Raw genomic sequence first — 11,913 nt, 5'->3', positions numbered from 1 at the left:
TAAACGCATAAATTATACATTTGTTACGAAATTGAAAAACTAGGTAATATTTCGTGCTTTATAACGAAAAAACCGATACTAAGGTCGTAAATTTACATTCATAGACAAAGTATAGACAAGTTTCCATTACCTTGATGCATATAAATTAGTAGAAATAAATTTTTTGGAGGGGTACGATGCAGTTTCTAGTCGTCAAAAAACGTTCTATTATATTTTCACTTCTTCTGTTAGGTTTGGTTTTCTCCGCCTCCCTTTGGATTTATTTAAACATGGGCAGCGAGGCAGTCGTTCAAACATCGGTCAATGATTCTACGAGAGAAATTCATTTAGTCACTGGCGAGTTTGAAGCGACAACTAAAGATGGAAAAGAAATCGAAGCGTATCGCTTTGACCCTGGCACCATCTTTCTTCAAAAGGGTGAGAAGGTAAAATTAAAGATTATGGGCATAAACGGTGCTAATCATCCATTTATAATTGAGGGTACAAACATTAGCGGTAAAATTCTTCAAGGAGAAGAAACCGAACTAGATCTCCAGTTTCAAAAGAAGGGTGTCTATCGATTGATTTGCTTAACCCACCATGATTCAGATTCAAACGGACCAATGACGGCCTATATTGTTGTGAATTAACACTTGTAGACGATTGTGTGTAACACGCACAATCGTTTTTTTTGGTCTATTCAAACTGTCAAAATATCTACATAACCTAATTGACCAAGAAGAGATTTATCACGTTACAATAGTGTTATTAATAATAACTTTTTGTATAACAGATTTGATTTTTTGCCGAATCATTATAGTACAGTTTTCTTTTTTCATCATTCCGTCACATAACGAACCTCTGACAAACCTAATGTTCATAACATTGTCAAAATGTCACCTAGATTATGTGATGTATTTCACTAATTATCTGTTATACTTCAAGTATGATGTATTTGTATCATCTGTTATATAAACATTTACTAAGAGGTGGACTCAAATGGAACAGTGGAAAGGCTTTTCAGAAGGTACTTGGAGAAAAGAAGTAAACGTTAGAGACTTTATTCTAAGAAACTTTAAAACGTACGAAGGAAATGATTCCTTCCTTGCAGGCCCAACTGAGGCAACAACAAAATTATGGGATCAAGTAATGGATTTAACAAAACAAGAAAGAGAAAACGGTGGCGTTCTTGATATGGACACTGAAATCGTTTCTTCTATTGTTTCTCATGGTGCAGGGTACTTAAATCAAGATTTAGAAAAAGTTGTTGGTGTTCAAACTGACAAACCGTTCAAACGCTCTTTACAGCCTTATGGCGGAATTCGTATGGCACAACAGTCTTGTGAATCTTACGGTTTTGAATTAAATAAAGATGTTGAAAAAATCTTTACTGACTACCGTAAAACACATAACCAAGGTGTATTCGATGCTTATACTGATGAAATGAAAATGGCACGTAAGGTTGGTATCATTACTGGTTTACCGGATGCATACGGACGTGGTCGGATTATCGGTGACTACCGACGCATTGCTTTATATGGTGTAGACTTCTTGATTCAAGAAAAGAAAAAAGATCTTGCTGGTACTACTCCAGTAATGAAGGAATCTGTTATTCAGCTTCGTGAAGAATTATCAGAGCAGGTTCGTGCCCTTAACGAATTAAAGAAATTAGCTGCTAGCTATGGCTTTGATATTTCTAAACCGGCTACTACAGCTACTGAAGCATTCCAATGGTTATACTTCGGATACTTGGCAGCTATTAAAGAACAAAACGGAGCTGCGATGAGTCTTGGACGCGTTTCAACTTTCTTAGATATTTATATTGAAAGAGATTTAGAAAACGGTGTGCTTACTGAGCAAGAGGCACAAGAATTGGTTGACCACTTCGTAATGAAGCTACGTCTTGTGAAATTTGCTCGTACTCCTGATTATAACGAACTATTTAGTGGAGACCCAACTTGGGTAACGGAGTCTATCGGTGGTGTTGCAAATGACGGACGTGCATTAGTAACGAAAAACTCTTTCCGTTTCTTGCATACTCTTACTAACCTAGGACCGGCACCAGAACCAAACTTAACAGTACTTTGGTCTACTCGCCTTCCAGAAGGCTTCAAAAAGTTCTGTGCGAAAATGTCAATCGAAACAAGTTCAATTCAATATGAAAACGACGATATTATGCGCCCAGAATGGGGAGACGATTACGGAATAGCATGCTGTGTGTCTGCAATGGAAATTGGTAAGCAAATGCAGTTCTTCGGTGCTCGTGCAAACCTTGCAAAAGCACTTCTATATGCAATTAATGGTGGTAAAGACGAAAAACATAAACTACAAGTAGCACCAGAGTTCTCCCCTATCACTTCTGAAGTCCTAAACTATGAAGAAGTGATGGCGAAATTTGATTCTACAATGGATTGGTTAGCTGGACTTTATATTAATACACTAAACATCATTCACTACATGCATGATAAGTATAGCTATGAAAGAATTGAGATGGCTCTTCACGATACAAATATTCTTCGTACAATGGCAACTGGTATTGCTGGACTAAGTGTTGTTGCTGACTCATTAAGTGCGATTAAATACGCTCAAGTTCGTCCAATTCGTGATGAAAACGGTATTGCTGTTGACTTTGAAATTGAAGGCGACTTCCCTAAATACGGAAACAATGATGATCGTGTGGACAGCATCGCTGTTGATTTAGTTGAGCGTTTCATGAAAAAGCTTAAAAAGCACGAAACGTATAGAAACTCTATGACTACTATGTCTATTTTAACAATCACTTCTAACGTTGTGTACGGTAAGAAAACAGGTAACACACCTGATGGTCGTCGCGCTGGTGAGCCATTTGCTCCTGGTGCAAACCCAATGCACGGTCGTGATACAAAAGGAACTCTAGCTTCTCTCGCATCTGTTGCTAAGCTTCCTTATGCGTACTCATTAGACGGCATTTCTAATACTTTCTCCATCGTACCTAAAGCATTAGGGAAAGATGAAGACAGCCGTGAAAATAACCTTGTAAGTATTCTTGATGGCTACTCAGTTAAGCAAGGACACCACTTAAACGTAAACGTATTTAATCGTGAAACATTGCTTGATGCTATGGAGCACCCAGAAGAATACCCACAGTTAACGATTCGTGTATCAGGTTACGCAGTTAACTTTATTAAGTTAACCAGAGAACAACAAATGGATGTTATTAACAGAACATTCCATGGATCACTATAAAAACTGATGTAGGGAGATTGCTAACATCTCCCTACCTGATAAATGAGAGGAGTTTTTCATCATGAACGGAAACATTCATTCAATCGAAACATTTGGAACAGTAGACGGACCTGGAATTCGCTATGTCGTATTTACACAAGGCTGCTTGCTTCGTTGCCAATTTTGTCATAATGCGGATACTTGGGAAATCGGAACTGGAAAACAAATGTCTGTTTCCGAAATCATCGATGATTTAAAAACATATCTACCTTTCATCGAATCATCAGGTGGCGGAATTACTGTTAGCGGTGGCGAACCGCTTCTACAAATTCCCTTTTTAATTGAACTCTTTAAAGAATGTAAAAAGCTTGGGATTCACACAACCATTGATTCTTCCGGAGGCTGTTTCTCACACGCAGAACACTTTCAAGCAAACCTCAAGGAATTGTTGCAATACACAGACTTAATTTTACTTGATATCAAGCATATTGATCGAAAGAAGCATATCTCCTTAACTGGTATGGCTAATGAGCATATTTTAGAATTTGCACAATTCCTATCTACTCAAAATGTTCCTGTATGGATACGCCATGTTCTTGTACCAACCATTTCAAATGATCGTGATGATCTAAAAAAACTTGGGGAATTCATCGGTACACTTACGAATGTTAAAAAGGTCGAAGTTCTTCCGTATCATGAGCTCGGAGTATATAAATGGGAAGCTCTTGGAATGGAGTATCCATTAAAAGGTATTCAACCACCAAGTGATGAAGAAGCCCAAGAGGCTCTTGAGCTTTTAACTGCTTCAGTAAAATATGCATAATGAAAATGGGGAGCAATTATTTGCTCCCCATCTTTTTATTTCCACCAATCATCAAACATCGTTGTCGGTGGGCGTCGTTTATGTTCCGTTATGAGATATCTCTGTTCAATTTTCTCCGCTACCTCGTTCGCCACTTCTTTTCCTTCAAGAAAATCATCCAGTTCCTCGTAAGTAATTCCGAGTTCCGTCTCATCAGCTTGACCAGGCTTTTGATCCAATAGATCAGCTGTTGGGACTTTTAAATATAGACGTTCACTTGCACCGAGTTCTTTCAGTAACTCTCGGCCTTGTCTTTTCGACAGTCCAGACAGAGGAAGCAAGTCCGCTCCCCCGTCTCCATACTTTGTAAAAAAACCTGTAACGGCTTCAGCTGCATGGTCTGTACCAACGACAAGTAAGCCTTCCTGCCCTCCGATGGCATATTGTGCAATCATTCTCATTCTCGCTTTGACGTTCCCTTTATGATAGTCGCGTAACGGCTCTCCTGCCGTTTTTTGATCATATTCAAACTTTACTGCATCCACTGCTTCCTTAATATTAAATACAAATTCCTCATCCGGCTGTATGAACTTAAGGGAGCTTTGAGCATCTTCTTCATCTTGCTGAATACCGTATGGTAAACGTACAGCGATAAACTTACATTCATAGCCTTCTCGTCTTAGCTCTTCCACCGCTAATTGGGATAACCTACCAGCTAGTGTACTGTCTTGTCCCCCGCTGATTCCTAACACTAACCCTTTTGCGTTTGTTTTCTTCACATATGCCTTTAAAAAAGCAATGCGTTCGTTCACCTCCTGGCGAGCGTCAATAGAAGGCTTCACATGTAACTCATTCATAATAAGACTTTGAATGTTTCTCAACTCTTCTCCTCCTTATCTAATATTCTGAGATTTAATATTCGCCTTAACTTCTTCTATATTTCTTATTTTGTTATCCCAACATTTTTGACTTAAATCGACTGGGTATTCCTCTGGGTTTAGTGCTCTTGTATACTCCTCCCACAACAGTTGGAGATTTTCTTTTACGTAATTTTGCATTTGTAGCAAACTAGGCACTTCATACACAAGCTTTCCGTTAATAAATATATCCTCATGAAGGTCCTTGGCAGTGAAATTTGTAATAAACTTACTGATATAGGTGTGTATAGGATGGAACATTTTAATTCTAGATTCAGCTTCTGGATGTTCCTCATCCATCGTGATATAATCGCCTTCGGATTTATGATTTTCATTATTAATAATCCGGTATACCCTCTTTAAACCAGGGGTAGATACCTTCTCCGGATTACCACTAATTTTAATTGTATCAACAAGCTCTCCATTTTCACCCTCAATGGCCACAAGCTTATAAACAGCACCTAACGCGGCTTGGTCATAAGCAGTGATAAGCTTTGTACCTACTCCCCAAGTATCAATCATAGCTCCCTGGGCTTTTAAGTTAATGATTGTGTACTCATCAAGATCGTTTGAGGCAATAATTTTCGTCTCCGTGAATCCAGCTTCGTCAAGCATTTCACGAGCTTTTTTTGAAAGATAAGCAAGGTCTCCACTATCGAGACGAATACCAAGAAAATTAATTTTATCACCAAGTTCCTTAGCAACCTTTATCGCATTTGGTACACCTGATCGTAGTGTGTCGTATGTATCTACTAAAAACACACAGTCCTTATGTCTACGAGCGTATTTATGAAAAGCAATATACTCATCCTTATATGCTTGGACCAAAGAGTGAGCATGGGTGCCAGCTACAGGTATGCCAAACATCTTTCCTGCACGGACATTAGAGGTAGCCTGGAAACCTCCAATAAAAGCTGCTCTTGTACCCCAAATAGCCGCATCCATTTCTTGAGCTCTTCTAGTACCAAACTCCATTCCCACTCCATCACCGATGACTTGTTTAATCCTCGATGCCTTCGTTGCAATTAACGTTTGATAATTTATGATATTAAGCAGTGCCGTTTCAATTAGTTGAGCCTCTGCTAATGGAGCTTCCACTCTTAATAACGGCTCATTTCCGAAAGCAATTTCCCCTTCAACCATTGAACGGATATTTCCTGTAAAGGTTAACGTTTTTAAATAATCAAGAAAGTCTTCCTTATAATGAGCAACCTCTCTTAAATATTCAATATCACTATCTGTAAACCGAAATCCTCTTATGTAATCAATGACTCTTTCTAAGCCTGCAAAAATAGCGTAGCCATTTCCAAAAGGCAAATTTCTAAAATATAAGTCAAATACTGCTTTCTTGTTGTGTATCCCATCCTCCCAATAAGTTTCTGCCATATTGATTTGGTATAAATCCGTATGTAAGGTCAAGCTATCGTCTGGATAGTCACGTTTCATTACTAAAATCTCCTTAACTTCAAAAATGCATTTTAACCTATCATAGCGAAACTACCTTTAAATGTCACGATTTTAGGTAAATTGTCAAAATAAATCCTTATTATCTTCGTATTTGCGCAGGAGTTTATGATTTACTATACTTATAAGGAGAACATTCAAAAGAAGTGAGGTGATTTCGATGGATGAGATTCTATTTGACTTAACAAATTTTTCAACAATGTATACCATTTATGCATCTGTCGTGATCAGCCTGATCCTTCGATTGGTTTGGATTTGGAACATTGAGTTCCAATTTCTTGATACCGTTTGTTCCTCAACCGATCTAAGCTCGGAACATAGACAACTTGTTTATGAGCGAACATACTCTCACCAACTACACCCTGCACTCGTCTGGATATTTCGATACATTAGACGAAAAGTTGCAGGCAGTGATGATACAGATAGCACCTTTCCTCCTTCAGCCAGATAAAACAAAATGATACGGAGGAAAGATAAATGAGTGAATTTTTTCAAACAGTATTTGTAAACACATTCTCAACTGCAATTCATGCCATTGCGATGATTTTTAACGGAAGCTTCGGTTTATCCATTATATTTCTTACATTAATTGTTCGTCTCCTTCTCATGCCACTTATGCTTAAGCAGTATAAAAGTCAGCAGCAGATGAAAGAGAAAATGGAGGCACTCAAGCCTGAATTAGATGCAATCCAAGCAAAGATAAAGAAAACAAAAGATAGCAAAGAGCAACAAAAGCTGCAGCAAGAAATGATGGGTTTATACCAAAAACACGGAGTAAATCCGTTAGCGATTGGTTGTCTACCCATGCTCATTCAAATGCCTATTTTAATGGGATTTTACTACGCGATTCGGGGATCTCACGAAATTGCAACCCACTCATTTTTATGGTTCAACTTAGGTGAGTCAGATATTTGGATTACTGCTATTGCTGGTATTGTATATTATTTACAATTCAAGGTGTCTATGTCTAACATAAGTGGTCAACAACAGCAGCAAATGAAGTTTATGGGACTTCTTTCACCTATTATGATTGTCATGTTCTCATTTAATGCACCTGCTGCTTTACCTCTCTATTGGGCAGTTGGGGGTACTTTTCTCATTATCCAAACACTAATAGGAAAAAAATTATACCAAACACCTGCACCATCACTTACAGCTAATACAGAAAAAGCATAGCTAAAAGGTCTGCTCTATTAAGAGCAGACCTTCTTTATGCCAGCATAAATCCAATTGAAGCTAGGACAATTCCTAAACCGTAGCTCAATATCAAATATAAGATGAATGCTTTATGTTCTTTTGATTGCCAAAGCTGTACCAGTTCAAGTTTGAATGTAGAGAATGTAGTAAAAGCACCCATAAATCCAACTCCTAAAAAGGAGTATACGTCCCCTCTTATCCCCTTACCTACCAACAAACCTAAAAGTAATGAACCTATTGCATTAATAAAGAGTGTACCGATAGGAATGGAAACGTTTATGTACTTTTTCGCAAGTAGACCAATAATATATCTAGCATTAGCTCCGATAAACCCACCTGCAGCGATTAGAATGAAATTCATTGAACAGCCACCCTTCTCTGCCCTATTCGGAAGCCGCCGAATGCACAGACCAGGCCACCTATCATACTAATAAATACATAACATATGGCTAGAAGATATTGTCCCTCCTGTAAAAGCGAGCTAAGCTCCACACTTAAGGTTGAGAAAGTTGTAAAAGAACCAATTAACCCCGTCCCAATAGCAGCTGCTAAATCATCAGGGAGCTTCTTTGATTGCAGCAGTCTTGAAGTAAACCAACCAAGTGCAAATGCTCCTAACAAATTAGCAAGTAGTGTTCCTAAAAATGGTAACCAGTCTCCATTGATGGCTAACATATTGTAGTAAATACTATATCTCAACACACTTCCAATGGAGCCACCGATCCCTACAAATAATAACTTCATATCATCCACCCTATTATTAGAAAAATGACAGATTAAAAGAAAATACTGTTAGCTACCATGCTAACAGTATTATGTAGTCCGATGTTAAGCTTCTTTAAAATAATCCTTGTAATAGCCGCCAACTTTTCCACTATTATCTATAATAAAGTAAAATTCTTCTGTTTCATTTTTTACTTCGTACACATTTCCTGGTGTTAATTTATTATCAACAATATATTTTTCAGCTTTTGTGTGAACACAAGTTACCTTTTTTATTGTTTCTGACTCTGACCATTTTAGATGAATCACTACAGTCACTCCTTTTACATTATCTATCTTATTATAGAAAGGAAGTAACTACTTAGCAACTTTTTCTAATAAATGCTTCTTAAAAGATCTAATTCGAAAATTTCTTTTTGTCACTTTTCGAACTTTGTTTTCTTCAAAGGTGAAAAATTCGCCTGTTAAGATATTTTTTAAAGTTATATAACTAATTTCACATATTGTATCTAATCTAATAAACTCTAGATAGTTGTATTGTCGATTATTATACACCAGCTCATAATAGCCATTGTCTCGATTTCCACTCATATTCTGACCCACTTCCTTAAGTTGGTGATATTAAGTGTTTACCACAATGGATACTCGTATTAAACCGATGTACAATAAAAAATTAACTATGGCTCGACTTTTTTAGACGATTAAGCTCCGTTTGTAAATATTGATAATATCGCTCGCTCAATCTTCCTTTTGCCCCTCTAAGGATTTCGGTCGAATAATGTTCGGGTGGTGACACTTCGGGCATTTTGTTATACACATGAAATGTCAAAACATCCGTAAACGTTTCCCCATCGATGTCCACATCTACAAAGGTAGGGCGATACCATCCTCCATAAAACCCCTCTCTAGCAAATAAATACTCGACCCCTTCATATGGAGTTAAGTAAACCAACCCTTCGGTTTCACCACCATCTTCCACAATATCTGCTCTTCCGCCATCACTTACTCTGAAAAGGTATTTCATGGTGTATCCCTTTAGTACGGCAGCACCGACGAGATTTTTAAAACAGTGATCCACCCCCGCTTTTCGGAATCGTTCATCATCCATACATGAACCATATGCAAAGTAGTATACTTGTTCAGGACGATTTTTCATGAACCTATGTAACTTCCAATCTCCGTGGGTGATTTTTTCGAACTTGCTTGATTCGTCCACATTCACATACACTAGCGCTACTTTAGTGCCTTTATCAGTATGAACGGTTACATTTGTTCTGTCATACAAATTAGACTCTTTACCCTCTTCATAATCCTCCAATGCATCGAGCTGAGGTAAAAGGTTTTTACTAACTTCATATAACTCTCCATGCACCTTACCAGATTCATTAAGTTCGAGGGTAGGATAACCGTTACCTGTATCAAAAAGCACACCATTTACCCACGCCTGTTCAGCTATGCAAGTAGCTTCCCTGATTAATCCATGATTCGTTTCATGTCGTCGTAATGTACCATAAACAAAAAGTGTAATCGTATCCATCCTTCTCCCCCATCATACAAACTATTTACCATATTTTATCATGAAAAAAATCATTACGTGAAAATCCTGTAACAGAATATTAATAATTTTATGGCAATAAATATGGAGTTTTGGGTTTTCAAATGGATTAAAACCCGATACAATGGTAAAAAGCTAGAAAATTCAGTCCATTTAAGGAGGCTTGCAAATGAAGATAATGAGTAATGAAATGTTAGTTGTCTCGTATCGGAATGCATTAAAGTCAGGTAAGGATAAAGAATGGGCGAAGTTTTTGAAGAAGGAAATTGAGAAAAGAAATTTGAAACCGACAATTAAATCGTAGGACACAACCACCGGCTCCCATGTGCCGGTGGTTTTATATATCGTACGAAAATAAACAAGACGGGTTTCCCCGTCTATAACTGATCGATCATATTTAAGTAAAGTTGTTGCGGTGGGTGACTGGAGAGTCGTTTCTCCTTTTGAGCTGATTCATTCATTTCTCTCATTTCAAGAGGAAAATCCACGTGACCACCTACAGGATAACCTTGAAGACTCTCACTTGAAATAAACAATTCAATTCCATCTTCGGTAACAAAAAAGGCGTCTTCACTCAACATATACCGATGATGACATCTGCTTTTCGTTTGCATGAATTTCCCTCCACTTTTTGTTCTCAAACCCATTATATATTAAATGTTCTGAATATTCATATAGTAAATTTTAGGAAATTGTGAACAAAATTGTCGTTAATTTGTAAAAAAGATTGACACTTAGCGATTTACTGTAGTAAAGTTAGAAAAAATTAAATGTTTTGATTTCTTATCAAGAGAGGTCGAGGGTCTGGCCCTATGAAGCCTCAGCAACCATCAATTTTTTGAAAAGGTGCTAATTCCAGCAAGTATTTTACTTGGAAGATAAGAAGAATGGCTCATGTTGATAACAAAGTCTTCTTCTTAGAGAGAAGACTTTTTTTTATTATTTGGATGTTGGGAGAGACTAAAATGTACAAAAACGAAACAAAGGTAGCACAGATCGGGAACAGAAGTGAAACTCAAACTGGGACAGTAAACCCACCTGTTTACTTTTCGACAGCTTATCGACACGAAGGAATTGGCCAATCAACTGGCTTTGATTATATTCGCACAGGTAATCCAACAAGAAAACTTGTAGAGGCGGCAATTGCAGATTTAGAAGGCGGTGATCAAGGATTTGCCTGTAGTTCTGGAATGGCTGCAATCACTACCATTCTTGCACTCTTTGAATCTGGCGATGAATGGATCGTTTCAAGAGATTTATACGGTGGAACCTATCGAATTCTAGAGCAAGGATTTAAAAAATGGGGACTTTCGAGTACGTATGTACAAACTCATGATGTGAGCATTATCGAACAGGCCATTACAGAAAAAACGAAAGCCATATTCATTGAAACACCAACCAATCCTTTAATGGAAGAAACAGATATTCAAGCGGTTGCTGAACTAGCGAAGAAATATAATATTTTATTAATTGTCGACAATACGTTTTACACTCCATTACTTCAAAGACCGATTGAGCTTGGAGCTGATATTGTCATTCATAGTGCTACCAAATACTTAGGTGGACATAATGATGTGCTAGCTGGCTTGATCGTCGGGAAAGGAAAAGAGGTTTGTGAACAGCTTGGATTCCACCACAACTCTATTGGAGCTGTTTTAAGTCCGTTTGACTCTTGGCTTCTTATTCGTGGGATGAAGACTTTAGCACTTAGAATGAAACAGCATGAAAAAAATGCAAGAGAGCTTGCAAGCTTCTTAAAGAATCATGAAAATGTAGTAGATGTTCTATACCCTGGCCGTGGCGGCATGCTTTCCTTCCGAATTAAAAAAGAAGAGTGGGTTAATTCATTCTTACAAAATCTTAACCTTATTACGTTTGCAGAAAGTCTTGGGGGTGTAGAAAGCTTCATTACATACCCAGCTACACAGACACATGCGGATATTCCGGAAGAAATTCGTTTTTCAATTGGTGTTTGTAATCGCCTGCTTCGTTTCTCTGTTGGTATTGAAGACGTGGAGGATTTAATTAAAGATATTGACCAAGCTCTTACTCGTTTAAGTTCGGAGGCATAA

The 11,913-nt window shown here is 37.7% G+C and carries 14 protein-coding genes and 1 riboswitch; of the genes, 7 read left to right on the top strand and 7 right to left on the bottom strand.

Annotated elements, in window-relative coordinates:
• The first annotated feature begins 176 nt into the window (after positions 1-176).
• The 3 genes from ACGLXV_RS06940 to pflA all read left to right on the top strand — a co-directional run bounded on the left by ACGLXV_RS06940 (position 177) and on the right by pflA (position 4,006).
• Positions 177-629 (top strand): cupredoxin domain-containing protein, encoded by a 453-nt coding sequence (locus tag ACGLXV_RS06940; protein ID WP_391558054.1) that lies wholly within the window; start codon positions 177-179, stop codon positions 627-629.
• 349 nt (positions 630-978) lie between these two features.
• The gene (pflB, locus tag ACGLXV_RS06935) at positions 979-3,204 is read left to right on the top strand and encodes a formate C-acetyltransferase (protein ID WP_119708672.1); all 2,226 of its coding nucleotides are present in this window, start codon (positions 979-981) and stop codon (positions 3,202-3,204) included.
• Positions 3,205-3,265: 61 nt separating this feature from the next.
• On the top strand, positions 3,266-4,006 hold the full coding sequence (gene pflA / locus ACGLXV_RS06930) for a pyruvate formate-lyase-activating protein (RefSeq protein ID WP_391558053.1): 741 nt from the start codon (positions 3,266-3,268) through the stop codon (positions 4,004-4,006).
• A gap of 35 nt (positions 4,007-4,041) precedes the next feature.
• Here pflA and nadE read toward each other — a convergent pair whose 3' ends face one another.
• Both nadE and ACGLXV_RS06920 read right to left on the bottom strand, forming a co-directional pair.
• Entirely contained in the window at positions 4,042-4,866 is an 825-nt protein-coding gene (nadE, locus tag ACGLXV_RS06925) for an ammonia-dependent NAD(+) synthetase (protein ID WP_119708674.1), read from the bottom strand.
• 12 nt (positions 4,867-4,878) lie between these two features.
• Positions 4,879-6,348 carry a nicotinate phosphoribosyltransferase gene (locus ACGLXV_RS06920; protein WP_119708675.1) on the bottom strand — a complete coding sequence of 490 codons (1,470 nt, stop codon included), beginning with the start codon at positions 6,346-6,348 and terminating at the stop codon, positions 4,879-4,881.
• A 178-nt stretch (positions 6,349-6,526) separates the two neighbouring features.
• Between ACGLXV_RS06920 and ACGLXV_RS06915 the strand changes: the two genes are divergently transcribed.
• Positions 6,527-6,817, top strand: coding sequence for a hypothetical protein (locus tag ACGLXV_RS06915; protein WP_119708676.1), 291 nt, complete (start codon positions 6,527-6,529; stop codon positions 6,815-6,817).
• A 26-nt stretch (positions 6,818-6,843) separates the two neighbouring features.
• Positions 6,844-7,542, top strand: a complete 699-nt coding sequence (gene yidC, locus ACGLXV_RS06910) for a membrane protein insertase YidC (protein WP_391558052.1) — start codon at positions 6,844-6,846, stop codon at positions 7,540-7,542.
• A 34-nt stretch (positions 7,543-7,576) separates the two neighbouring features.
• Here the strand turns inward: yidC and crcB (ACGLXV_RS06905) are convergent, their stop codons facing one another.
• From crcB (ACGLXV_RS06905) to ACGLXV_RS06890, 4 genes are all read right to left on the bottom strand, one after another.
• Positions 7,577-7,924 (bottom strand): fluoride efflux transporter CrcB, encoded by a 348-nt coding sequence (crcB, locus tag ACGLXV_RS06905; protein ID WP_391558051.1) that lies wholly within the window; start codon positions 7,922-7,924, stop codon positions 7,577-7,579.
• Positions 7,921-8,307 carry a fluoride efflux transporter CrcB gene (gene crcB / locus ACGLXV_RS06900; protein ID WP_391558050.1) on the bottom strand — a complete coding sequence of 129 codons (387 nt, stop codon included), beginning with the start codon at positions 8,305-8,307 and terminating at the stop codon, positions 7,921-7,923. The genes crcB (ACGLXV_RS06905) and crcB (ACGLXV_RS06900) overlap by 4 nt, the downstream gene beginning before the upstream one ends.
• A gap of 84 nt (positions 8,308-8,391) precedes the next feature.
• Entirely contained in the window at positions 8,392-8,595 is a 204-nt protein-coding gene (locus ACGLXV_RS06895) for a DUF6501 family protein (RefSeq protein WP_119708680.1), read from the bottom strand.
• A 364-nt stretch (positions 8,596-8,959) separates the two neighbouring features.
• Complete coding sequence (locus tag ACGLXV_RS06890; protein ID WP_391558049.1) at positions 8,960-9,823, bottom strand: gamma-glutamylcyclotransferase family protein; 864 nt, start codon at positions 9,821-9,823, stop codon at positions 8,960-8,962.
• Positions 9,824-10,010: 187 nt separating this feature from the next.
• Between ACGLXV_RS06890 and sda the strand changes: the two genes are divergently transcribed.
• Positions 10,011-10,145, top strand: coding sequence for a sporulation histidine kinase inhibitor Sda (gene sda / locus ACGLXV_RS06885; RefSeq protein ID WP_119708683.1), 135 nt, complete (start codon positions 10,011-10,013; stop codon positions 10,143-10,145).
• Positions 10,146-10,218: 73 nt separating this feature from the next.
• On the opposite strand, the gene ACGLXV_RS06880 is transcribed toward sda, so the two are convergent.
• Positions 10,219-10,455, bottom strand: coding sequence for a hypothetical protein (locus tag ACGLXV_RS06880; protein ID WP_391558048.1), 237 nt, complete (start codon positions 10,453-10,455; stop codon positions 10,219-10,221).
• 166 nt (positions 10,456-10,621) lie between these two features.
• A riboswitch (SAM riboswitch) is annotated at positions 10,622-10,726 on the top strand.
• 80 nt (positions 10,727-10,806) lie between these two features.
• Between ACGLXV_RS06880 and ACGLXV_RS06875 the strand changes: the two genes are divergently transcribed.
• Positions 10,807-11,913, top strand: coding sequence for a methionine biosynthesis PLP-dependent protein (locus ACGLXV_RS06875; RefSeq protein WP_391558047.1), 1,107 nt, complete (start codon positions 10,807-10,809; stop codon positions 11,911-11,913).

This window comes from Robertmurraya sp. (genome assembly GCF_036676585.1).
In the GTDB taxonomy this organism is placed as follows: Bacteria; Bacillota; Bacilli; order Bacillales; family Cytobacillaceae; genus Robertmurraya_A.
The sequence above is the reverse complement of the archived record's forward strand: the minus strand, read 5'-3'. Positions and strand labels throughout refer to the sequence as shown.

Excerpts from the sequence above, each read along its gene's own strand:
- ACGLXV_RS06940 (WP_391558054.1), top strand. The coding sequence starts at position 177 with ATGCAGTTTCTAGTCGTCAAAAAACGTTCTATTATATTTTCACTTCTT.
- pflB (WP_119708672.1), top strand. The coding sequence starts at position 979 with ATGGAACAGTGGAAAGGCTTTTCAGAAGGTACTTGGAGAAAAGAAGTA.
- pflA (WP_391558053.1), top strand. The coding sequence starts at position 3,266 with ATGAACGGAAACATTCATTCAATCGAAACATTTGGAACAGTAGACGGA.
- ACGLXV_RS06920 (WP_119708675.1), bottom strand. The coding sequence starts at position 6,348 with ATGAAACGTGACTATCCAGACGATAGCTTGACCTTACATACGGATTTA.
- ACGLXV_RS06915 (WP_119708676.1), top strand. The coding sequence starts at position 6,527 with ATGGATGAGATTCTATTTGACTTAACAAATTTTTCAACAATGTATACC.
- yidC (WP_391558052.1), top strand. The coding sequence starts at position 6,844 with ATGAGTGAATTTTTTCAAACAGTATTTGTAAACACATTCTCAACTGCA.
- crcB (WP_391558051.1), bottom strand. The coding sequence starts at position 7,924 with ATGAATTTCATTCTAATCGCTGCAGGTGGGTTTATCGGAGCTAATGCT.
- crcB (WP_391558050.1), bottom strand. The coding sequence starts at position 8,307 with ATGAAGTTATTATTTGTAGGGATCGGTGGCTCCATTGGAAGTGTGTTG.
- ACGLXV_RS06890 (WP_391558049.1), bottom strand. The coding sequence starts at position 9,823 with ATGGATACGATTACACTTTTTGTTTATGGTACATTACGACGACATGAA.
- sda (WP_119708683.1), top strand. The coding sequence starts at position 10,011 with ATGAAGATAATGAGTAATGAAATGTTAGTTGTCTCGTATCGGAATGCA.
- ACGLXV_RS06880 (WP_391558048.1), bottom strand. The coding sequence starts at position 10,455 with ATGCAAACGAAAAGCAGATGTCATCATCGGTATATGTTGAGTGAAGAC.
- ACGLXV_RS06875 (WP_391558047.1), top strand. The coding sequence starts at position 10,807 with ATGTACAAAAACGAAACAAAGGTAGCACAGATCGGGAACAGAAGTGAA.